General features: G+C 61.5%; 18 protein-coding genes and 1 pseudogene. 12 read left to right on the top strand and 7 right to left on the bottom strand.

Translation table 11 applies throughout. The features are described from left to right. Positions 1-20 precede the first annotated feature (20 nt). From TX72_RS03000 to rpsT, 5 genes are all read right to left on the bottom strand, one after another. Positions 21-4,115 (bottom strand): DNA-directed RNA polymerase subunit beta', encoded by a 4,095-nt coding sequence (locus tag TX72_RS03000; RefSeq protein WP_011127482.1) that lies wholly within the window; start codon positions 4,113-4,115, stop codon positions 21-23. A 47-nt stretch (positions 4,116-4,162) separates the two neighbouring features. Then, positions 4,163-6,067, bottom strand: a complete 1,905-nt coding sequence (rpoC1, locus tag TX72_RS02995) for a DNA-directed RNA polymerase subunit gamma (protein ID WP_011127481.1) — start codon at positions 6,065-6,067, stop codon at positions 4,163-4,165. A gap of 50 nt (positions 6,068-6,117) precedes the next feature. Beyond that, on the bottom strand, positions 6,118-9,411 hold the full coding sequence (gene rpoB / locus TX72_RS02990; RefSeq protein WP_011127480.1) for a DNA-directed RNA polymerase subunit beta: 3,294 nt from the start codon (positions 9,409-9,411) through the stop codon (positions 6,118-6,120). Between the two features lie 277 nt (positions 9,412-9,688). Beyond that, positions 9,689-10,477 carry a TatD family hydrolase gene (locus tag TX72_RS02985; RefSeq protein ID WP_011127479.1) on the bottom strand — a complete coding sequence of 263 codons (789 nt, stop codon included), beginning with the start codon at positions 10,475-10,477 and terminating at the stop codon, positions 9,689-9,691. A gap of 48 nt (positions 10,478-10,525) precedes the next feature. After that, entirely contained in the window at positions 10,526-10,822 is a 297-nt protein-coding gene (rpsT, locus tag TX72_RS02980; RefSeq protein WP_011127478.1) for a 30S ribosomal protein S20, read from the bottom strand. A 95-nt stretch (positions 10,823-10,917) separates the two neighbouring features. Here rpsT and hisD point away from each other — a divergent pair, with 95 nt between their 5' ends. Next, the gene (gene hisD, locus TX72_RS02975; protein WP_011127477.1) at positions 10,918-12,231 is read left to right on the top strand and encodes a histidinol dehydrogenase; all 1,314 of its coding nucleotides are present in this window, start codon (positions 10,918-10,920) and stop codon (positions 12,229-12,231) included. Here hisD and rpiA read toward each other — a convergent pair. Both rpiA and TX72_RS02965 read right to left on the bottom strand, forming a co-directional pair. After that, positions 12,224-12,943 carry a ribose-5-phosphate isomerase RpiA gene (gene rpiA, locus TX72_RS02970; protein ID WP_011127476.1) on the bottom strand — a complete coding sequence of 240 codons (720 nt, stop codon included), beginning with the start codon at positions 12,941-12,943 and terminating at the stop codon, positions 12,224-12,226. The genes hisD and rpiA overlap by 8 nt on opposite strands. A 37-nt stretch (positions 12,944-12,980) precedes the next feature. Then, entirely contained in the window at positions 12,981-14,033 is a 1,053-nt protein-coding gene (locus TX72_RS02965; protein ID WP_083810652.1) for a trypsin-like peptidase domain-containing protein, read from the bottom strand. A gap of 164 nt (positions 14,034-14,197) precedes the next feature. Here TX72_RS02965 and TX72_RS14970 point away from each other — a divergent pair, with 164 nt between their 5' ends. The 11 genes and pseudogenes from TX72_RS14970 (at position 14,198) to infB (ending at position 23,378) form a co-directional block, all read left to right on the top strand. Then, positions 14,198-14,581 (top strand): transporter substrate-binding domain-containing protein, encoded by a 384-nt coding sequence (locus TX72_RS14970; RefSeq protein WP_011127474.1) that lies wholly within the window; start codon positions 14,198-14,200, stop codon positions 14,579-14,581. Positions 14,582-14,665: 84 nt separating this feature from the next. After that, complete coding sequence (locus TX72_RS14965) at positions 14,666-14,923, top strand: hypothetical protein (protein ID WP_011127473.1); 258 nt, start codon at positions 14,666-14,668, stop codon at positions 14,921-14,923. Continuing rightward, positions 14,924-15,076 (top strand): hypothetical protein, encoded by a 153-nt coding sequence (locus tag TX72_RS14110; RefSeq protein WP_158305716.1) that lies wholly within the window; start codon positions 14,924-14,926, stop codon positions 15,074-15,076. A gap of 46 nt (positions 15,077-15,122) precedes the next feature. Then, positions 15,123-15,530, top strand: a complete 408-nt coding sequence (gene grrA / locus TX72_RS02955) for a GrrA/OscA1 family cyclophane-containing rSAM-modified RiPP (protein WP_011127472.1) — start codon at positions 15,123-15,125, stop codon at positions 15,528-15,530. Positions 15,531-15,538: 8 nt separating this feature from the next. Continuing rightward, positions 15,539-16,711 (top strand): cyclophane-forming radical SAM/SPASM peptide maturase GrrM/OscB, encoded by a 1,173-nt coding sequence (gene grrM / locus TX72_RS02950; RefSeq protein WP_011127471.1) that lies wholly within the window; start codon positions 15,539-15,541, stop codon positions 16,709-16,711. 8 nt (positions 16,712-16,719) lie between these two features. Continuing rightward, positions 16,720-17,187 (top strand): hypothetical protein, encoded by a 468-nt coding sequence (locus TX72_RS02945; protein ID WP_011127470.1) that lies wholly within the window; start codon positions 16,720-16,722, stop codon positions 17,185-17,187. A gap of 59 nt (positions 17,188-17,246) precedes the next feature. Next, positions 17,247-17,504, top strand: a complete 258-nt coding sequence (nblD, locus tag TX72_RS02940; protein WP_225867730.1) for an NblD family protein — start codon at positions 17,247-17,249, stop codon at positions 17,502-17,504. A gap of 106 nt (positions 17,505-17,610) precedes the next feature. Next, positions 17,611-18,078 carry a ribosome maturation factor RimP gene (rimP, locus tag TX72_RS02935; protein ID WP_083810651.1) on the top strand — a complete coding sequence of 156 codons (468 nt, stop codon included), beginning with the start codon at positions 17,611-17,613 and terminating at the stop codon, positions 18,076-18,078. Positions 18,079-18,124: 46 nt separating this feature from the next. Then, positions 18,125-19,552: a transcription termination factor NusA gene (gene nusA, locus TX72_RS02930; RefSeq protein ID WP_011127467.1), complete on the top strand. Its 1,428-nt coding sequence runs from the start codon at positions 18,125-18,127 to the stop codon at positions 19,550-19,552. Continuing rightward, positions 19,549-19,827 carry a YlxR family protein gene (locus tag TX72_RS02925; RefSeq protein WP_011127466.1) on the top strand — a complete coding sequence of 93 codons (279 nt, stop codon included), beginning with the start codon at positions 19,549-19,551 and terminating at the stop codon, positions 19,825-19,827. The genes nusA and TX72_RS02925 overlap by 4 nt, the downstream gene beginning before the upstream one ends. Positions 19,828-19,896: 69 nt before the next feature. Next, positions 19,897-23,378, top strand: a pseudogene (gene infB, locus TX72_RS13105) (translation initiation factor IF-2). The last annotated feature ends 6 nt before the right edge of the window (positions 23,379-23,384 follow it).

The raw sequence follows: 23,384 nt of genomic DNA, 5'->3' as shown, positions 1-23,384 counted from the left end.
GGAATGACAGGAGGCGGTGATCAGTCGTCTGAAAGCAGGCCCTCTTCCTGAAGACCTTCAACAGCTTCAGCATCAACGACTTGCTCCTCCTTCAGCTCATTGTCGGCGTCGGGGCGGGCAAACGCGGCGAAGTTGCTGGCGGAGGGGTCGATGTTGTGACGGGTGCGGGTCGCCTCAAGATCGGCATCGCTGGGGTCATCCAACACAGCCGTGGAGCTGGCGGCCGGAGGCATCTCCACGGTGTAATCAGGACGAAGGTTCTGCATGCGGCGGTAGCCGGCGGGATCCTCCGACAGGATGTCCGGGTGAGGACCTGCCTCCTTCTGCAGCTCCTCTTCGAAACCACTGAAGCCGGTGCCTGCAGGGATAAGGCGACCGATGATCACGTTCTCCTTGAGGCCCCGCAGCCAATCGCTCTTGCCCTCGATGGCAGCTTCCGTGAGCACGCGCGTGGTCTCCTGGAAGGAGGCGGCGGAAATGAAGCTGTCGGTGTTGAGCGAAGCCTTGGTGATCCCCAACAGCACCGGAGTGAATTCCGCGGGGGCACCACCGGTGATCGCCATGGCCTGGTTGGTGTCTTCCACCTGACGCAGTTCGATCAGCTCACCGGGCAGCAGGGTGGTGTCACCGGCATCTTCGACCCGCACCTTGCTGGTCATCTGACGAACGATGACCTCGATGTGCTTGTCGTCAATCGACACGCCCTGGGATTTGTAGACGTTCTGCACCTCGGTCACCAGACGGTGCTGCAGGTTGGCAATCGCTTCCTGCGCCGCATCCATCAACGGCTTACGGCTGCGAAGGTCTTCGAAGAAACACTCCAGCAGCTCATGGGGGTTGATCGGACCATCGGTGAGCAGCTCACCGGCGGTCACCTGCTGGCCATCGCTGACCATTACGTTGCGACCCAGAAGGATCGGGTATTCGCCGATGGCGTCATCGGCTTCGATCACCGTCACCGTGAGTGACTCGTCGTCGTCACCTTGCTTGATCTCTACCGTGCCGGGCTTTTTGCAAAGCACTGCCGACTCACGAGGACGACGGGCCTCCAGTAATTCCTCGATTCGAGGCAGACCCTGAACGATGTCACCAGTCTTCTGACGTTCAAACACCAGCAAGGCCAAACCGTCACCGCGCTGAACCAGATCACCGTCACGGACGTGCAGGACGGAGTCGGGAGACACCATGTAGGGACGGCCGAGGCGCAGGGTCACGCTGTTGCTGTCAACAGCTTCCACCTCACCGCAGCAGCTGGAGGGATCACCCTCAGCCAGCAATTCGCCATCGACGATGCGTTGACCAACAGCGACCACCGGTTTGCCGGAGGTGCTGAGGGTGGTGGTGTCTTCCGGACGCTCAACGAGCAAACGGCGGACGGGATCTGCCTCAGTGGCTTCTGGCAGCTGCGCAACACCGGCCTGCTTGCACAGGATCTGGGTGGTGGCAATCACATCGCCAGCTTTGACGGAGATGCCGTCTTCCACCTGCAGCTCGGTGTGGGTGGAACCGTGACTGGAGTCGGACATGGTGTCGCGACGCACCAGGATCGACTCGAGGATCACCAGCCTCAGACGGGAGATTGTCTTGGCCCGTTTGTCAGGGGCCTTCTCCACATCCACGGTCATCTGCGGCGTGGTGTCGAAGGTCTCCAGGATCAGCTGGGTCTTGAGCAGTTCAACGCCCTCCACTGACTTGATCAGCTCGTTGTCCTTGAACGCCAGTCGCTGGGTGGCCTTGATGCCCAGGTGGGGGCCATTGGCCTGCTTGACGTGCGACAGCTCTGGCAGTTGCGCCTCGTTGGGGATGGTGTATTCCTCCACGGGACGCAACAGCAGACCTTTGCCCTCCGGGGTCTCCACGGTCTGCACATACTTCATATCCTGGATGCTCAGACCCTTGGCGATCTCCTCACCGGGGTTGACCATATGGCCATCTCCCTCGAACCTCTCCAGGGCTTTGCTGTCGGAACTGAGGTGGAAATCACCGCTGCGGACGATGATCTCGCGCAGGATGTCGTTTTTCTGAGTGACCGTGACGACGCCAGCAGTCTGGCTGAAGATGTCCTTCACGACTTCGGTGCCTGCTTCGATCCACTGACCGTCGGTGATCATTAACAGGGAGATGTCCTTGTTGATCTCGTGGGTCTCTTGGGGAATCCAGAGCAAGGTGCCGCCCTTGTTGACCTCGTAACCGTTCTTGGCGGATCGGGCCTTCTTGATCGCTAGACCAGGGGCGAACTTGACCAGGCCACCGGTGCCGGTTCGGAAGCGGTCGTCGGCCAGCTCGGCGACCACCTCACCAGAACCGATCTTGCTGCCTGGAATCGTGTTCAACCGATAGCGGGTGCCGTCCTTGGCTTCCAGATTCCAGATCTCTCCTGAGTGGGTGGACTCCTCCAGCAGCTTGAAGTCCTTCAGCGTCATCGCTGTCGTGACGATCTGAACCTCGCGGGAATCGCCGATGGAGTCGCGCAGGCGCACATCACCGCCGTATTCGCTGCGCTGACTGGCTTCCGCCAGCACCTGACCCTCGGTGACCTCGGTATCTCCCTGAACCACCGGTTGGGCATTGGGAGGCAGGTTGTACACATCACCTGCCAGCACCCACATCCGGCCCAGACGCTGGGCCTTGAGGGTGATGTTGCCTTGACGGTCGGTGACTTCCCGAGGCTGGATCGCTTCCTCATAGCGCACCTGACCGGCCAGGTCGCAAATCACGTCCTTAGTGGCTTTCTCGACGCTCTTCTTCACCGCACCAGCGGCGATCTGAGCAACGGTCACATCAGCATCGATGGTCTGACCGTTTTCAACAAACAGCAGCGAACCATTAGTGATCTCAATTTTCTGGGTTTTGCCCTTTCCAACCGGCTTGATGGAGAGGTTGAAGTCAACCTCGGCCTGTTGGGCATTGACGCCGTGGGGCGTGCGGTAAGGACGAACCCTGGCCTTGGCAGAGAACTCGATGGTGCCCGCCACAACGGAACGCACCACACCGGTTTCGGCCGTGGACACACCACCGGTGTGGAAGGTGCGCATCGTGAGCTGCGTTCCGGGCTCACCGATGGACTGGGCCGCAATGATGCCAACGGCTTCGCCGAGGTCCACCAGTTCGTTGTGGGCCAGGGCCCAGCCATAGCACTTGCGACAGACGGAGCGGTTGGCCTCACAGGTAAGGGGAGAGCGCACGCTCACCGCGGTGACCCCTGCCTTTTCGATGCGTTTTGACAGGGGTGGGTCGATTTCGGTGTCCCTCTCTGCCAGCACCTCTCCGACTGCGCTCACCACCTGGGATGCCGTGAGGCGGCCGACCAAACGGTTACCGAAACGTCCATCTTCAGCCTCCACCACGATATGGCGCGTGGTGCCGCAGTCGTCTTCGCGAACGATGACGTCCTGAGCAACGTCCACCAGGCGACGGGTCAGATAACCGGAGTCAGCTGTTCGCAGGGCGGTGTCCACTAGACCCTTACGGGCGCCGTAGGAGGAGATGACGTATTCGGTGACCGTGAGACCTTCGCGGAAGTTGGTGCGGATCGGCAGGTCGATGATCTCGCCCTGGGGATTGGCCATCAGGCCCCGCATGCCCACCAGCTGTCGCACCTGGGACATGTTTCCTCGGGCGCCAGAGTTGGCCATCATCCAGACTGAATTCAGCGGTGCGTTCTGGTTGAAGTTCTTCTTGACCGCATCCACCAGACGCTCATTGGTCTCAGTCCAGGTGTCGATGACCTTGGTGTGACGCTCCACCTCCGTGATCTCACCCAACCGGTAACGCTCCTCCGTGGCTGTGATCTGCTCCTCGGCCTCTCCGAGCAGGGCTTTTTTCGCCTCGGGAACTTGCAGATCGTTCACGGAAATCGAAACCGCCGCCTGAGTGGCGTAGCGGAAGCCGAGATCCTTGAGCTTGTCGGCCATTGATGAGGTGACCGCCGTGCCGTGGTTTTTGTAAGCCCAGGCCACCAGCTGCTTGAGGCCCCGTTTGTCGACGATGTGGTTTCGGAACGGTGGGGGCGTCTTGCTGAGGGGACGGGACGCGCTCTCATGCACCGGAGTGGTGTCCTTGGCGGCCTTGCTGGACTTACGTGACTTGTTGGATTTAGAGGAGGAGGAGGTCATGGCTGCGCGCTGGTGAGAAGAGGAGATCGTGCGGAAGGAGGAAGAACTCAGGCGGCGGCCACCGCGCCGATGATCGTGTGATTCATCACTACCCGGCCGGTCGTGGTAAGGATGTAACGGCTGATCAGGGCACCGTCTTCGTCAAAACGATCGCGGCGGTAGGTCCACTGCTCAATACGGGTGCCATCGCTGAGGGTCTCGCTCTTGATGGGCTCGTCCAGCTCATCGTTGTCTTCGACTTCGCCGTTGAAACGCACCCAGACCCAGTCGTGCAGACCGATGCGGGTGTCTTCGAAGGCATGGATCACATCCTCGAGGCTTGAGTAGGTGCGGCTGCGATCACCGAATTCAGGCTGTTCAGCCCCAGGCTGCAGAGCCGTGAGGTAGTAGGAACCGAGCACCATGTCCTGGGACGGGGTCACGATCGGCTCACCGGTGGCCGGCGACAGGATGTTGTTGCTGGCCAGCATCAACATGCGGGCCTCGGTCTGAGCTTCGATCGCCAGGGGCACGTGCACGGCCATCTGGTCACCGTCGAAGTCGGCGTTGAAGGCGGGGCAGACCAACGGGTGTAGCTGAATGGCGCGACCATCAACGAGCTTCGGTTCGAAGGCCTGGATGCCGAGACGGTGCAGAGTCGGGGCGCGGTTCAACATGATCGGATGACCGTCGATCACCTCCTGCAGCACCTGCATCACCTCGTCGTCGGCCCGCTGAATCAGCTTCTTGGCCGCCTTGATGTTGTTGACGATGTTCTGTCGGATCAGGCGATGGATCACGAAGGGCTGGAACAGCTCGATCGCCATCTCCTTCGGCAGGCCGCACTGATGCATTTTCAGCTTTGGACCCACCACGATCACGGAACGACCGGAGTAGTCGACCCGTTTGCCCAGCAGGTTCTGACGGAAGCGACCCTGTTTGCCCTCGATGATGTCGCTAAGTGATTTCAGCGGACGGTTGTTGGCGCCGACGACGGTGCGACCGCGACGACCGTTGTCGATCAAGGCGTCGACGGCCTCCTGCAGCATCCGCTTCTCGTTGCGGACGATAATTTCGGGGGCCAGGATTTCCTGAAGCCTGGCCAGACGGTTGTTGCGGTTGATCACCCGCCGGTAGAGATCGTTGAGATCACTGGTGGCGAAACGACCACCATCCAGCTGCACCATCGGGCGGAGATCCGGCGGGATCACCGGAATCACATCCAGCACCATCCACTCAGGACGAGCACTGGTGGCCACGAAGTTATCGATGACTCGCAGACGCTTGATCAGCTTGGCCCGCTTCTGGCCCTTGCTGCCGTTGATCTCCTCACGCAGCTGCTCAGCCACTTCCTCCAGATTGAGGTCTTCGAGCAGTTGCTTGAGCGCCTCAGCACCGATGCCCACCACAGGCTCGTTCTCGATCTCCGATTCCTCGGCATAGATCTCGTCTTCGATCTCCAGCCACTCGTCCTCGGTGAGCAGCTGTTTGTACTTCAGCTCTTTGTGGTCGCCGGGATCCAGCACCACATAGCAGTTGAAGTAAACGATCTGCTCCACATCCCGCAGGGGCATGTCCAAAAGGATGGCCACATAGCTGGGAATACCCTTCAGGTACCAAACGTGAGAGACCGGTGCTGCCAGCTTGATGAAACCCATCCGGTGACGACGCACCCGGCTCTCGGTGACCTCCACACCACAGCGCTCACAGACAATGCCGCGGTGACGCACGCGCTTGTACTTGCCGCAGTGGCATTCCCAGTCCTTGGAGGGACCAAAGATCTTTTCGCAGAACAGCCCGTCCATCTCGGGCTTCAAGGTCCGGTAGTTGATGGTCTCCGGTTTGGTGACCTCACCAACCACCTGACCATTGGGCAGGGTGCGTTGGCCCCACTCCATCACCCGTTCGGGTGATGCAAGGGTGATCTTGACATAGTCGAAGTGGTTCTCGGTGCGGAGGTTGCTGTTGGTCATGGACGGCGGTTGGAGGAAGGGGTGTCAGTCGTTTTGATCCGTTCGGTCCGTCAGTCCTCGTCGTAATCCGCGACGCCGAGGGATTCGTAGGTGGGACGGCTTGGAGTGCTGCGGCGTGGGTTCACGTCCTGCATCAGATCCACCTCCTTGCCTTCATCGGTGTACACCGCGATGTCGAGACCCAGGGACTGGAGTTCGCGCATCAGCACCTTGAAGGATTCCGGCGTGCCGGGGCGGGGGATCGGCTTGCCCTTGACGATGGCGTTGAGCGCCTCGTTGCGACCCTGCATGTCGTCGGACTTGACGGTGAGCAGTTCCTGAAGGGTGTAGGCAGCGCCATAGGCCTCGAGAGCCCACACTTCCATCTCACCAAGACGTTGACCGCCCTGCTGAGCCTTACCACCCAGGGGCTGCTGAGTGACCAGGGAGTAGGGACCGGTGGAGCGGGCGTGGATCTTGTCATCCACCAGGTGCACCAACTTGAGGAAGTGTGAATAGCCCACGGCCACAGGCTGGTCGAAGGGCTGACCTGTCCGGCCGTCACGCAGCACCAGCTTGCCGGGGTCGTCGGGGTTGTACACCCAGGCCTTACCTGGTTGCTTGGCCGCTTCTTTGAGAAAGGCTTCGCAGGTTTCCTGCGACATCTCGGCACCATGCATTTCGTCAAACGGCACGATCCGGACCCGGGAATCCAAGTTGGATGCAGCCCAGCCCATCAGCAGCTCGAACACCTGACCGACATTCATCCGACTCGGAACACCCAGAGGGTTGAGGCAGATGTCAACGGGGGTGCCGTCCGGCAAGTAGGGCATGTCCTCCCGGGGAAGGATGCGGCTAATGATGCCCTTGTTGCCGTGGCGCCCGGCCATCTTGTCGCCCACCTGGATCTTGCGGCGCTGCGCCACATAGACCCGCACCACCATGTTGGCGCCGGGAGGCAGTTCATCCCCCTGCTCACGGGTGTAGATCCGTACGTCGACCACACGTCCACGCTCGGTACCGGGCACCCGCAGGGAGTTGTCGCGAACGTCGCGGGCCTTCTCACCGAAGATCGCCCGCAGCAGCTTCTCTTCCGGCGGCTGGTCCGACTCGCCTTTCGGCGTGACCTTGCCCACCAGGATGTCGCCGCTCTCAACGAAGGCACCGACGCGGATGATGCCCATCTCGTCAAGGTTGCCGAGACTCTCCTCAGCGACGTTGGGGATCTCGCGGGTGATCTCCTCCGGTCCGAGCTTGGTCTGACGGGCTTCGATCTCGTACTTCTCGATGTGCACCGAGGTGTAGAGGTCGTCCGTGACCAAACGCTCGCTCACCAGCAAGGCGTCCTCGAAGTTGTAACCCTCCCAGGGCATGTAAGCGATCAGCACGTTCTGACCCAGGGCGATTTCACCGCCCTCGCAGGCGGAGCCATCCGCCATCACCTGACCAACGATCACCTGATCGCCGCAACGAACGATCGGACGGTGGTTGAGGCAGGTGTCCTGGTTGGAGCGCTGATATTTCTGCAGGTAATGGGTGTGCTCCTGGCCGTCCTCGTCTTGAACGACGATGGCGGTGGCATCCACGAAAATCACGGTGCCGTTGACCCTTGAGATCGGCACCATGCCGGAGTCACGGGCCACCTGGGTCTCGAGACCGGTCCCCACCAGGGCACGCTCAGGACGCAGCAGGGGCACAGCCTGGCGCTGCATGTTGGACCCCATCAGGGCGCGGTTGGCGTCGTCGTGCTCCAGGAAGGGAATAAGGGAAGCCGCGACCGAAATCACCTGAACCGGAGACAAGGCGACGTAATCCACCTGCTCAGGCGGCACCTTCTCGAAGTCCTGGCGGTAGCGAACAGGAATCAGATCGGCCTTGATGCGTCCATCGGATTCGGTGGCGACGTCACCAGGGGCCACCCGCACTTCGTCCTCACGGTCAGCAGACAGGTAGATGGGATCACCGTCTTTGATCACCACTCCGTTCTCCACCTTCCAGAACGGGGTCTCGATGAAGCCGTACTCATTCACCCGGGCGTGGGTGGCCAGGGAGTTGATCAAACCGGCGTTGGGGCCTTCCGGCGTCTCGATCGGGCAGAGACGGCCGTAGTGGGAGGGGTGAATATCACGGACAGCAAAGCCGGCGCGCTCCCGTGTGAGACCGCCCGGTCCAAGGGCAGAGATGCGGCGCTTGTGGGTCAGCTCTGCCAGAGGGTTCGTCTGATCCATGAACTGGCTCAGCTGGCTGGAGCCGAAGAACTCCTTGATCGCCGCCACCAGTGGCTTGGGGTTCACCAGCTGCGCCGGGGTGAGCGAATCGGTCTCGCCGACCGTCATCCGCTCCTTGATGATTCGCTCGAGGCGGTTGAGGCCCACCCGCACCTGGTTCTGCAGCAGCTCGCCCACGGAACGAACACGGCGGTTGCCCAGGTGATCGATGTCGTCGAGGCTGGCGCCACCGACATCCAGTTCGAGGTTGATCAGATAGTCGAGGGTGGAGAGCACGTCCTCATGGGTGAGGGTGCGCACCGTGTCGGGGATGGTGAGGCGGAGCTTTTTGTTGATCTTGTAGCGACCAACCCGGCCGAGGTCGTAGCGCTTGGGGTCGAAGAAGCGGGTCTGCAAGAGCTGCTGACCGCCACTCACCGAGGGTGGTTCACCAGGACGCAGTTTCTTGTAAAGCTCCAGCAGGGCCTGGTCTTCCGAGCTGATGCCCTCATCATTCGCGGCATCAATCGACTTTTTGTAGAACTCCGGGTGACGCAACTTATCGAGCACGTCGTTGTCTGACAGACCCATGGCACGCATCAGCACGTGGGCGTTGATCTTGCGGGTCTTGTCGACGCGGACGTGGAGAAGGCTGTTCTTGTCGGTTTCGAACTTCAGCCAGGCACCGCGGTTGGGGATGACGCTGGCGTTGTATGTACGTCGTCCGTTTTTGTCCATTTCATCCTTGAAATAGACACCGGGGCTGCGCACGATCTGATTCACGATCACGCGTTCAGCACCATTAATGATGAAGGTGCCCCGCTCGGTCATCAGCGGCAGTTCACCGATGAAGACCTCCTGCTCCTTGATTTCACCGGTCTCTTTATTTACCAGGCGGCAGGTCACATACATCTGCGACGCAAAGGTTGCATCACGGCGTTTTGCCTCTTCCACATCGTGACGAGGGCGCTTCAGTCGGTACTCGCTACCGATGAAATGCAGCTCCAGCTTGCCGGTGTAGTCGGTAATGGGGGAGAAGCTCTCCAGCTCCTCGATCAGGCCCAGATCCAGGAACCACTTGAAGCTGGCCCGCTGCACCTCCACCAGATCGGGGAGATAAGTGGCGGTCTTGGCGACCTGAATCGCGCTGCTGCTCATGCGGGGACCGGCAGAGAGGACGAAAGGGACACGACCTGGACGAACACCATCAGCGCAACCACATCGCTCCGACACAGCAAAAGCGGCGGCTGCCCGTCCCGATGAAGGGACCGGCAGCGCCGCAATTGAGCTCAGAGATCGAGGGTCAGATCAGCTGACGACGACAAGTGCACCGGAAGGGAATGGACGCTTCGGGCTCCACGGATTCGGCGAACCGGATCCATGGCCAGGCCAATACAACATCTTACACATCACCCTCGCATGCTTTCCACCCCAGTTAGGGAAGACCGAACAAACGACGGGCGTTGGAGGTGCTGCTGGCCGCAACCGTGTCGAGATCGACGCCGCGGAGTTCAGCTACCCGGTTGGCCACCGACGCCACAAAAGCCGGTTCGTTGCGTTTACCCCGCCGGGGCACCGGCGCCAGGAATGGGCAATCCGTTTCCACCAGAAAGCGATCCTCAGGCACCTGACGCGCGCAGTCATGGGTGGGGACTGCCTTCGGGAAAGTGACTGTGCCACTGAAGCTGATGTACAACCCGAGCTCCAGGAAGCCGTCCATTTCGTCGGGCGTCCCGCCCCAGCAGTGCATGACCCCACGTGGGCATAGGCCTTCGGGAACGCGGGCACGCAGCTCGTTGAGCATCGGCTCAGCGGCATCACGGCAATGAATAATCACCGGCAGATCCAACTCCACCGCCAGGTCCAGCTGCGGACGGAGCACCTGCAATTGTTCCTCGAGGTTCTTGTCACGGAACAGATCGAGCCCCAGTTCGCCAATGGCAACGACCCGCTTGTCTGCCAGCGCCGCCCGTCTCAGCACCGCAATCGTGTCGTCTCGCCAGTGCTCCGTATCCAAGGGATGAACCCCCACGGAGTAGCGCATCTCAGGAAAGCGATCAGCCAGGGCCCGGATCGCAGGAATTTCGGACGGCTCCACGCAGGCATGCAACAGGGCCTTGACCCCTGCTTCCCGCCAGCGGGAGGCCACCTCATCGAGGTCGTCGTCGAAGTTTCTAAAAACGATGTGACAGTGACTGTCAATCAACGTTGGAATGGACGACACAGGGGGCTAAAACGCGCTTTCAGCCCCCATTCTGCCGGCTTTGGTCGATCAGCTGGAGGGCTCGAGAACCTGGCGGACCGTAGCGCTGAGACGAGACTTTTGATGGGCGCCGTTGTTGCGATGCAGCACACCCACCTTCACGGCCTTGTCGATCTTGCTGAAAGCAGCATTCATCGAGGCTGAGACGGTGGCCTTGGCTGCGTCTCCGGGTTCCTTGCTGTACGCCTCGCAGGCGACGAAGCAACGCTTCATCAGGGTGCGCAGGGCGGACTTGTAGGTGCGGTTGCGAAGGCGGTTGCGTTCAGCGATCTCAATCCGCTTTTTCGCTGCTTGGTTATTGGCCACTGAGGCTGAAACGTTGCGAACAATCCAACACCATACTCCTCAGCTGGTGATCAGTCCGGGCTATAGCTTGTGCGAATCGACTATTAATACACGTCTTGTCCGAGAGCCGATCTCTGGCCTTCCCTCTGCGCTGCGTCCGGGATCGACAGCAGGCTGAGGCTGAGTTGCAACGGTTAACGCGCCGGACCCAGACCAGCCAACAAAAGGATGTTCAGGGCCGGGTCGACGTCATTCTCAAGGCGGTTCGTGAACGGGGCGATGCTGCCGTGTGCGACTTCACGGAACGCTTCGACGGATTCCGGCCCGATCCAGTCGCGGTCCCCAAACACCAGCTCGAACAAGCCTGGAAGGCCCTGCCGGAGAACCTGCGCGATGCGCTGGAACTGGCCCATCGCCGCATCAGCGAGTTTCACCAGCGGCAGCGTCCGGAGGACATCCGGATGGAAGGGGCTCACGGCGAGCAGTTGGGACGGCGCTGGCGACCGGTGCAGCGGGCAGGTCTCTACGTGCCCGGTGGACGGGCTGCTTACCCCAGCACCGTTCTGATGAATGCTGTCCCGGCCCGTGTGGCGGGCGTTGAACAGGTTGTGATCTGCTCCCCCGCCGGGTCCAATGGTCAAGTGAATCCCGTCGTGCTCGCAGCCGCGCATCTGGCCGGCGTTCACACGGTGATGCGCATCGGTGGCGCTCAGGCCATTGCTGCGATGGCTTTCGGCACTGAAAGCGTTCCCAAGGTGGACGTGATCAGCGGCCCGGGCAACATCTACGTCACCCTGGCCAAGCAGGCGGTCTACGGCCAGGTGGGCATCGATTCGCTGGCTGGTCCCAGCGAAGTTCTCGTAATCGCTGACCAGAGCGCCCAACCGGAGCAGGTGGCGGCCGATCTGCTAGCTCAGGCGGAGCATGATCCCCTTGCCTCCTCCGTGCTGATCACCACCTCACACCAGCTCGCTGATGGGATCAGCAGCGCTATCGCACAACAGCTGGAGGATCATCCCCGCCGCGAGATCTGCGAAGCCTCGCTTCGAGATTGGGGGTTGGTGGTGGTCTGTGACGACCTCGAGACCTGCGCCCAGCTCAGTGACAGCTTTGCTCCCGAGCACCTGGAGCTGCTGGTTGAGCGTCCGGAGGCCCTGGCCGATCGGATCCAACATGCCGGAGCCATCTTTCTGGGCCCCTGGTCACCGGAGGCCGTTGGCGATTACCTGGCTGGGCCAAACCACACGTTGCCCACATGCGCCGCGGCCCGGTTCAGCGGTGCCCTCAGCGTGGAGACGTTCATGCGCCACACCTCGATGATCCAGTTCAACCGTGCAGCTCTGGATGCCACCGCCTCAGCGGTGTGTGAACTGGCGGAAAGCGAAGGACTGCACAGCCATGCGGAGTCCGTCCGCAAGCGGCTCAGCTGAGCCGCTTCTCCAGGCTGCGAACCCCCGCAGACCCATCGGTGATCTCACCAACCAGCACCTCATCAACGAGATCAACGAACAGGCCGTTCTCCAGAACACCGGGAATGTTGTTCACCGTTGATTCCAGTGCCGCCGGATCGGAAATCCCTCCGTTCATCGTCACATCGAGAACGAGATTGCCCTGATCGGTCACCACCGGACCAGCTTTGCGCTGGGCCATGCGCAGTTCGGCTTTGCCGCCGAGAGCTGCCAGCTGCTGCTGAACCTGACGCCAGGCACCGGGTAATACTTCCACCGGCAACAGAAATCCCAGGTTCAACCGCTCCACGAGCTTGGTGGAATCCACCACCACAACGAACCGATCGGCGCGAGCCGCCACCAGCTTCTCCTGAACGTGACAGGCACCGCCGCCTTTGATCAGTTGAAAGCCTGGATCCACTTCATCGGCGCCATCAATGGCCAAATCGATGCGATCCACCGCATTGAGGCTGAGCAGAGGAATGTTGAGCTCAGCGGCAAGAACCTCACCTTGGAAGGAGGTGGTGACACCAACGATGTCCTTCAGCTCACCACTGGCCAGCTTTGCCCCGAGGGCTTTGATCATTAGGGCAGCCGTGGAACCGGACCCGAGACCCAGAACCATGCCGTCCTTGATCTGCTCGACGGCGGCATCGGCCACCGCTTGCTTCATCTGGGTCTGGAGATCGGCCATCGAACCGGATTGGTTGGGCGCGACCGTAGCAAGGGTTTCAGGCCAGACCCGGTAAGGGGGCCGGCTTCACTGACAGACTGATCTCGCGGCCATTGCGCAGCAGTTTCAAGGGGAGGGGGCTGCCAACCCGGGCCGCATCGATGACCTCCAGCAAGGCCTGAGGATCCTCGACGGGCAGTTCATCAACAGCAATCACCAGATCACCGCGACGCAGGCCCGCTTTGTCGGAGGGTCCGTCCGGCAGGACGCTCTGAACAAGGGCACCATTGCGTTCGGGAAGTTGAACCAGGGCGTTGGGATCGCGGTTGTGCTCACGGGCAATGCGAGCGGTCAGTCCCACCAGCTGCAGTCCGATGTAGGGATGCACCACCTCACCATCCTGAAGCAGCTGATCAGCGACCCGACGCGCCAGGTTGATCGGGATCGCAAAGCCGAGACCAGCGCCGGGGCCTGAGCGCACCAGTGTGTTGATACCGATCACCTCGCCGTCACCATTCACCAACGGTCCGCCGGAATTGCCTGGGTTAATAGCGGCATCTGTCTGGATCAGATCAAGCCGTTTGTCGGAGAAGCCGAGACTGTTGATATTGCGGTGCAGGCTGCTGACGATGCCCAAGGTCACTGTGCGTTCCAGGCCGTAGGGAGTGCCGAGGGCAATGGCCCAGTCGCCCACCTGCATCGCTTCGGAGTCTCCGAGGGGCGCCTGCGGTGGCAGAGCGCTTGTGTCGAGGCGAACCAGGGCGAGGTCGGTCACAGGATCCGTGCCCACCACACGCCCATCCAGCTGGTCACCATCCGCCAGCGTGACGCTCACGGTTTCCACCCGATCCACCACGTGGGCATTGGTCAGCACCAGGCCATCGGGATCGATCACCACGCCGGAACCCTGCCCTCGCTCGCGCTCCTGACCAACCGGCTGATCGCCGAGCAGATCGCGCAGCAACGGGTCGATCAGGGTCGGATCAAAAGGTTGCCGCTCCACTGTGCGTTCGGTGTCGATCCGCACGACAGCTGGGGCAACTTTTTTAACGGCATCGGCCACAAAGCTGTGCTCCACTGCCACAGCCGGTTGAACGCCGATCAACAGCATCAACCCGATGCACAGCACTCGGCACCATCGTTTCAACATCAGCGGCACGTCATTCGTTACCCCGTTGTAAAGGAATCGAGCGATGGTCCGGATCGGACGGCAGTTATTCAAAAAACAGTGCAGCTTGCGTTTGGTCGCTAAGAAAATCCAGTGGCATTGTTTCCATGCGCGTTGGCGCCGTCTGTGCTTTAAGAGCTCTAGCCCTCCTTTCAGCCTGCACCGGACAACCCGAATCATCCAAGACATCCGCTGAAGAGCCCGCCGCAGCAGAGCTCAAAGCGGTGATTTTCGAAGACGTCAAGCCCCTGTTCAGCAAAACCGATGCCGGTTACGAAGGCTTCGGCGTTGACGTGCTCGAGCAGGTCCGCATGCAATCCGGTCGCTCCGAAGTCACCTATCAGGTGGCTTCATCCATAACGGACGGTATCGATGCGGTGGCAACCGGAAAAGCAGATATCGCCTGCGGTGTGGCATTCACCTGGGGGCGTGCCTCCCAATTGAGCTACAGCCTCCCCTTTGGTGTTGGAGGAACCCGGTTGTTGACCTGAAACGACACCACCGTCAATGGAACTCCGGACTCGCTGAAGGACAAAACAATTGGTGTTGCTCGTGACAGTGCCTCAGCGAAGGTTTTGGAAAGCGTGGTTCCGGAGGCCACGTTTAAAGCTTTTGACACACCTGCTGAAGCGCTGAGTGCGTACAACGATGGAGATGTTCCAATCCTCGGAGGTGGAACGCTGTGGCTCGCTGCCAACAGCAGCACAGATACAACTGCGTTGCTGCCATTCCGCCCCTATGGACGTTCCGGCATTGGCTGCGTCGTGGGCCAGAACAACGGCAAGCTCCTGTCGCAGGCCAACATCGCCATTGGCCAAATGATGCAGGCCTAAATGGATGGCGATGCCGGCACGCGCGAGATGGTGGATCGCTGGATCGGTCCAGACAGCAGCGTGGGACTGACGCGCGCAGGGATCACGTCGCTTTACGGACTGATTCTGAGCATCACCGCAGAAATCTCCACCTCGGTTGAACCGGGGAGCTGAACAAACACCTCGACACAAGCCTTTCAACATCACTTCTTCCTTTGTCATGAACCGTTCGCTCATCGCTTTTCAGGCCCTCATTGCTTCCAGCGCCGTTCTCTGCCAAACCGCTGAAGCCAGCGCGACGTACAGCTCACCTGATCAGCTGAACAACAGCATCGAGGCCCGCATTGATTCCGTTCGCAACGGTGATTGGAGCTCCCTGCTGAAGACCATCGACAACGACGGTGAACTGGTGGCCAAGAGCAAGTGGGGCAATGGCGGCGGCCACAAATTCAGCAACAGCTACGGCAGTGGAAAATGGAAGAACGGCAAAGGCGGTAATAAGTGGAGCAACAGCCGTAACACCTGGGGGAATGGCGGCTACCACGGTGGTTGGCGCAACGGCGGCGGTGCCTGGGGCAACGGCGGCGGTGCCTGGGGCAACGGCGGCGGCGGATTCGTCAACTGGTGATCAGTTCGTTGAAATCTGGGCCCGACCTCAACCGGTTCGGGCCCATCGGTCTGGTGGTGGTGCAATCCACCTCGCTGTGCAATCTCGATTGCTCCTACTGCTATCTGCCTGATCGGCAGAAGAAACGGGTCTTCTATCTCGAGCTGTTGCCTTTACTGGTGCAGCGCATCCTCGAGAGCCCCTACGCCGGCCCCGAGTTTTCGCTGGTGTGGCACGCCGGCGAACCCCTCACATTGCCCACGGGGTGGTACGACGAGGCCACGGTAATCCTGCAGTGCAGCCTTGCTGAGCGTGGTGCCGAAGGGCTGGAGTTCACCCAGCACGTGCAGACCAACGCCACGCTGATCAACGACGCCTGGTGCGATTGCTTCCACCCCAACCGCATCGTGGTGGGCATCAGCGTGGATGGTCCTGAAGAGATTCACGACGCCCACCGCCGCTTCCGCAACGGGCGCGGTTCCCACGCCCTGGCGATGAAGGGGATTGAAGCTCTGCATCGCAACAATGTGCCCTTCCACTGCATTTCGGTGCTCACCGCCGATGCCATGGAGCAGCCGGAGCTGATGTACCGCTTCTTCCGCGATCACGGCATCAACGATGTCGGCTTCAACGTGGAAGAGCAGGAGGGCATTCACACCAGCTCCTCCATGCAGGGCTCAGCCATGGAAGCCAAGTACCGCGATTTTCTGAGGGCCTTCTGGCACCTCAGTGAACAGGACGGCTATCCCGTGGTTCTGCGCGAGTTCCAGCAGGTGATCAGCCTGATCCAGGGAAACCAACGCATGACCCAGAACGAACTGAACCGCCCCTTCTCCATCCTCAGCGTCGACTGGCAGGGCAACTTCTCCACCTTCGACCCTGAGCTCCTGTCGGTAGCAAGCGATCGCTACGGCACCTTCAACCTGGGAAACCTGAAGGACGTGTCCCTGGTGGAGTCCACCCAGACCGATCAGTTCCAGCGCCTCTTCACGAACATGAGCCGCGGTGTGGAGACCTGCCACAACGGCTGTGAATACTTCGGCCTCTGCGGTGGCGGAAACGGCAGCAACAAATTTTGGGAACACGGCAGCCTCGCCTCCAGCGAGACCAACGCCTGCCGCTTCGGCACCCAGATCCCTGTTCAGGTGCTGTTGGAACGCTTCGAAGCCGGACCTCCGCTCACCCACCAACCAACCCACTGAATCGATCCATGTCTCGCTTGATCTCACTGCTCAGCGGCACTGCTCTGCTGCTGCTGGCTCCCGTCACCTCAGAAGCGGCCTGCACATTTCTCAAGCCCGTTGGCGGTGGCGAAGCCATCGTGAAAAAGAAAGTGCAGCGCCCCAAGGGTTTGATCGGAAACACAGTCGGACGCACAAACTGGAACACCGATTTCGTGGTGGACCGGCCCTACAGCAGCTTCAAGCTGTTCTTCACCGCCGATTCCAGCGACTCCACCAGCTACCCGATCGAAGTCTTCCTCAAATTCAGTGACGGCAGCAACCTCAAGGTTGTGGATGAGCAGCTGCAGCCTCCACTGGGCACCGGCCGCATGTTCGGGCCCTTTTCACAGGTTCAGGGCAAAAGCATCAGCCAGGTGAACTTCAAAATTGGGGCCAACAAAGACCCGAAAGCCACTGGTTTTAGTTACCGCATTTCCGTTCAAGGTTGCAACTGATTAACCAGCGCAACAGACGGGGCACTGATTAGTGTCCCGTCGTGCTTTGCCATTGAACCGTGACCGCCACACCGGAGATCCTTCGCTGCCCTCTCTGCCAGGTGTCGATTGAATCCAATGGCGGAACGCTGGATGCCGTTCAGTTCAGCAATGGTCCGAAAGGGACCCGCAGCAAGCTTTGGAGCCGGGTCTGCCAGTACCTTAAAACGCCTGATCAACATCGCCAGTGCATCAATCAGGATCCCGAGCTTAGGGGTGTTGAGCAGAAGGGTGACGCCTTCCCCGATGCACCATCCATTGACCTGCCGAAGAGCTGACGTTCGTCAGGCCGTCGGATACATTGAATTTGTGTCCGACGCGCAGCTCCCGAGGGAGATCGGCCACAACTGAATGCACGTCGGGCTGGCCCGACCTCAGTTTCCATTGCCGCATCCCCTGCTTCCTGAACTCGAGACCCTGGCCACATCCGTGGCCGCAGATCAGGGCTTTGAACTCTGCGGCATCCAGCTGCTCACGCATCTGGCCCCGATGACGTTGGAGGTCCACATCCGCCGCAGCAACGGTGTTGACGTCAACATGGATGATTGCGCCGGCTTCAGTGGAACCCTTGGAGAGGCCCTTGAGAGCGCCCAGCTGCTGACCGAGGCCTATGTTCTGGAGATCAGCAGTCCCGGGATCGGGGAGACTCTGTCCAGCGATCGCGACTTCCAGACCTTCCGGGGTTTCCCCGTGGAAGTCGTGCATCGCGACAGGGATGACACGGAACAGCGGCTGGAAGGGCTGCTGCTGGAGCGAGACGAGGACACGCTGCAGATCAACATCCGCGGCCGGATCAAACGCCTGCCCCGCGATCACGTGCTCAGTGTCCGCCTCACAAGTCCCGGCTCGTAACCAGTCGAACCGAACAGCTTTTCATCACCTCTGACACCTCGACCCAATGGCTCTCGTTCTGCTTCCAGGCCTCAGCAACCTGATCGACGACATCAGCGAAGAGAAGAAGTTGCCGCCTCAGGTGGTGGAAGCAGCCCTGCGCGAAGCCCTGCTGAAGGGCTATGAGCGTTATCGGCGCACCATGTATTTGGGCATCAGCGAAGACCCCTTTGACGAGGAGTATTTCAGCAATTTCGATGTCGGACTCGACCTGGAGGAAGAGGGCTACCGGGTTCTGGCGAGCAAAATCATCGTGGAGGAGGTGGAAAGCGAAGACCACCAGATCGCCCTGCAGGAGGTGATGCAGGTGGCGGACGACGCCCAGGAGGGCGACACCGTGGTGCTTGACGTCACTCCGGAGAAGGAGGATTTCGGCCGCATGGCGGCTGCCACCACAAAGCAGGTGCTGGCCCAGAAGCTGCGGGATCAACAGCGCCGCATGATCCAGGAGGAGTTCGCCGATCTGGAAGACCCTGTGCTGACCGCACGGGTGATTCGGTTTGAGCGTCAATCCGTGATCATGGCCGTGAGCTCAGGGTTGGGCCGGCCTGAAGTGGAAGCCGAACTGCCTCGCCGCGATCAGCTACCCAACGACAACTACCGCGCCAATGCCACCTTCAAGGTGTTCCTCAAAGAGGTGAGCGAGGTGCCGCGGCGCGGCCCGCAGCTTTTCGTCAGCCGCTCCAATGCGGGTTTGGTCGTTTACCTCTTTGAAAACGAGGTGCCCGAAATCCAGGAGGGATCGGTCCGGATCGTGGCGGTGGCAAGGGAAGCCAACCCACCATCACGGTCCGTCGGCCCCCGCACCAAGGTGGCGGTGGACAGCATCGAACGGGAAGTGGATCCAGTGGGTGCCTGCATCGGCGCCCGCGGTTCACGCATTCAGCAGGTGGTGAACGAACTGCGCGGCGAGAAGATCGATGTGATCCGCTGGTCCCAGGACCCCGGCCAGTACATCGCCAACTCCCTCAGTCCGGCGCGGGTTGAAATGGTTCGCCTGGTGGATCCTGTCGGTCAGCACGCCCATGTGCTGGTTCCCCCCGACCAACTCAGCCTGGCCATCGGTCGTGAAGGGCAGAACGTGCGGCTGGCGGCACGGTTGACGGGCTGGAAACTCGACATCAAAAACTCCACCGAGTACGACCAGTCCGCGGAAGACGCCGTGGTTGCCGAACTGATCTCTCAACGGGAACAGGAAGAGGCGCTGCAGATGGAAGCGGAGGAACGGCTGGCTGCTGAGCAGGCCGCACGGGCCGAAGAAGATGCTCGCCTGCGGGAGCTCTATCCGCTGCCTGAAGACGATGAGGATTACGTGGAGGGAGACCAGTTGGGCGAAAGCGAGCAAACCGAGGCCACCGCTTCTGAAGAGATGCCCGGAGAGGAGCCGACCAGCGAGGAACCTGCCCCTGAGGACGACGGCGAGGTTGCCCGGTGAGTCAACACCCTATCCTGCGTCGTTGTGTGGCATGCCGCCAGCTTCTGGATCGCCGCTCCCTCTGGAGGGTGATCCGAGACCATCAGGATGGGGTCCGTGTTGACGGGGGGATGGGCCGATCGGCCTACCTCTGTCAACGCGAGGCATGCCTCGAGGAGGCCAGGCGCCGCAAACGACTTCAGAAAGCCCTGCGATGTCAGGTGCCCGATGACGTCCTCGCAGCGTTGGAACAGCGGCTCCGTAATGCAACGGACGTGACCGCTGAGGCAAACTGAACATTGGCTCCACATTGCGTGTGGCCACCGCGGCACACCGTGCCCGGCCCGACCGGAGATCCGACCTGAATGACCAGCAGCGGCAAAGTCAGAATTTACGAGTTGTCCAAGGACCTGGGCCTTGAGAACAAGGACGTGCTGGATGCGGCCGAGAAGCTTTCGATCGCAGCGAAGAGCCACAGCAGCTCCATCAGTGACGCCGAAGCCGGACAGATCCGCAGCCTGCTGAAGTCGAAAGGCAACGGCAGCAAAGCGTCTGCCCCTGCACCGGCCAAACCAGCTCCTGGCAAGGCGATCCTGTCGGTCAAAAAAGCGGCTCCCGCCAAACCGGCACCGGCTCAGGCGAAACCCGCAACACCAGCCAAGCCTGCAGCATCAGCGTCTAAGCCAGCAGCACCAGCGAAGCCTGCAGCCCCAGCAGCACCGGCCCGTCCAGCACCAGCGAGGGCAGCGGCCCCAGCAGCACCGGCCAAACCAGTGCCGAGGCCTGCCGCCGCTCCGCCACCGCGTCCTCAGCCGGCCAAACCTGAGGTCGTCAGCAAGCCGAAGCCGGCCACGCCCGCCACGGCTTCTGCGCCGTCGAAACCAACGGCTCCACCTGCTCGCCCAACAGTCGTCAAGCCAACGGTTGCTAAGCCAACGGTTGCTAAGCCAACGGTTGCTAAGCCAACGGTCGCAAAACCCGCGCCAGCAAAACCCGCTGCCGCCAAACCAGCCCCGGCACGACCGGCTCCGGCCCGTCCAGCACCCGCGCGTCCCTCAGCCGATCAACCCAAACCTCGGCCTGCAGCTGCCCCCAGCCGCCCAACGCCAGGCGCTGGCCAGAAGCCACAGATCGTTTCCCGCCCCGGATCAGCACCTCGCCCCGGTGCTCCAACCCGTCCAGGGGCTCCAGCACCAGCGCGTCCAGGAGCACCCGTCAAAGCGGGGCCACCCACGCGCCCCACACCTCGCCCTGAGCTGGTGGGCAAGCCTGTTCCACGACGTCCAGGCACCGGTGCACCCACCCGCAGTGGAGCTGGTGCACCGCAACGCCCCGGAACCGGTGTCCCTCAGCGTCCCGGCAGTCCTGGGCGTCCGACACGACCCGGCGCTCCGGCCCGCAGCGGCGGCAACACCCTGGAGCTGGTGGGCAAGCCCATCCGCCGGGACGGCAGTTCCACTGGAAGCGGCGGTCGTCCGGCCCCACCAACACGCCCCGGTGCCGGTAGCCCGCAACGCCCTGGCATGCCAAGCGGCATGCGCAAACCCGTGGCACCGGGCGAGCTCATGCAACTTCAGAAGCCCGTTGGACGCCCCGCGGCGCCTGCCCCCCGCCGACCCGATGCCCCCACCAAAGCTGGCGACGGTGCCGGAACTGCCACGCCACCGGTGGCCCGGCCCACACCCCCAACCGCACCGCGTCGCCCGGGGGGTTTCCGTCCCGGTGCCCCCGGCGGTCAACGCCGCCTGGACGTCCGGACTGGGATGACAGCGCCAAGCTGGAAGCCCTGCGCAGCCGTTCGCCACAGAAGCAGCGCCAGAAGGTCCACATCATCGGCGAGAACGACGATGCGCTGACCGCTGAAACCGGAGGATTCGCCGGCGAACAGCAAGCCATGGTCCTGTCCGCCAGCCTGGCTCGCCCCGCCAAGCCGAAGTCGCAGAGAAAGGCCGCTCCCAAGCCGATGGCGGCGATGCGGAAGCGGAAGAAGGAAACCACCCGTCAACGCCAGCGGCGTCGGGCGATGGAACTGCGCGCTGCCCGCGAGGCCAAGCAGGTGCGGCCGGAAATGCTCATCGTTCCGGAGGACAACCTCACGGTGCAGGAGCTCGCCGACATGCTCAGTGTCGAAAGCTCCGAGATCATCAAATCTCTGTTCTTCAAGGGAATCATTGCCACGGTCACCCAGACCCTGGACATGAACACCATCGAGACGGTGGCCGAAGAATTCGGCGTGCCGGTGCTCCAGGACGACGTGGAGGAGGCGGCCAAAAAGACCGTCGAGATGATCGAAGAGGCCGACAAGGAACACCTCATCCGTCGTCCACCCGTGGTCACGGTCATGGGTCACGTCGACCACGGCAAAACGAGCCTTCTCGATGCGATCCGCAAGGCGCGGGTGGCTGCCGGCGAGGCCGGCGGCATCACCCAGCACATCGGTGCTTATCAGGTCGAGATCGACCACAACGACGAAGCGCGCAAGCTCACCTTCCTCGACACCCCGGGCCACGAAGCCTTCACGGCCATGCGGGCCCGCGGCACCAAGGTGACGGATGTGGCCGTTCTGGTAGTCGCCGCTGACGACGGCGTGCGTCCCCAGACGCTGGAAGCCATCAGCCACGCCAGGGCTGCAGAGGTACCGATTGTGGTAGCGATCAACAAAATCGATAAGGAAGGGGCTTCCCCTGACCGGGTGAAGCAGGAGCTGTCCGAGCAGAACCTTCTGGCGGAAGACTGGGGCGGCGATGTGGTGATGGTGCCGGTGAGCGCCATCAAGGGCGAGAACATCGACAAGTTGCTGGAGATGCTCCTGCTGGTCACCGAAGTGGAAGACCTGCAGGCCAATCCGGATCGCCTGGCCCGCGGCACTGTGATCGAGGCTCACCTCGACAAGGCCAAGGGTCCTGTGGCCACACTGCTGGTGCAGAACGGCACCCTCAAGACCGGCGATGTCGTGGCGGCCGGGCCGGTGCTTGGCAAGGTGCGAGCCATGGTCGACGACAACCGCCAACGTCTCAAAGAGGCTGGTCCTTCGTTTGCCGTTGAGGCTCTCGGTTTCAGCGAGGTTCCGACCGCTGGCGACGAATTCGAGGTGTATCCCGACGAGAAATCGGCACGGGCTGTTGTGGGAGATCGTGCGTCGGATGCACGCGCCACACGCCTGGCGCAGCAGATGGCCTCGCGCCGGGTGTCGCTCACAGCGATGTCAGGTCAGGCCAATGAAGGCGAGCTGAAGGAGCTGAACTTGATCCTGAAGGCGGATGTCCAGGGCTCTGTGGAAGCAATCCTTGGCTCCCTTGAACAATTGCCCAAGGACGAGGTCCAGGTTCGTGTGCTGCTCTCGGCACCGGGTGAGGTCACCGAAACAGACGTCGACCTGGCGGCCGCCTCCGGCGCCGTGATCGTTGGCTTCAACACCTCGATGGCCTCGGGCGCCAAGAAGGCAGCAGATGCCACCGGCGTGGATGTGCGCGATTACGACGTGATCTACAAGCTGCTGGAGGACATCCAGTTGGCGATGGAGGGCTTGTTGGAGCCCGAACTGGTGGAGGAAGCCCTCGGCGAAGCCGAAGTGCGGGCGGTGTTTACCATTGGTAAGAGCGCTGTTGCGGGCTGCTACGTCACCACCGGCAAGTTGCAACGCAACTGCAAGGTGCGTGTCCATCGCGGCTCCCAGGTGGTGTACGACGGCGACCTCGACTCGTTGCGCCGCAACAAGGACGACGTCAAGGAGGTGGCCACCGGCTTCGAGTGTGGTGTCGGCACCGATCGCTTTGCCAACTGGGAAGACGGCGACCGGATTGAGGCCTTCAAGATGGTCACCCAGCGCCGCAAACTCACCACCTAAGGCACC

The sequence above is a fragment of the Parasynechococcus marenigrum WH 8102 genome, from assembly GCF_000195975.1.
Taxonomy (GTDB): domain Bacteria; phylum Cyanobacteriota; class Cyanobacteriia; order PCC-6307; family Cyanobiaceae; genus Parasynechococcus; species Parasynechococcus marisnigri.
Note: the sequence above shows the minus strand (reverse complement) of the source record. Positions and strands in the feature narration are given on the sequence as shown.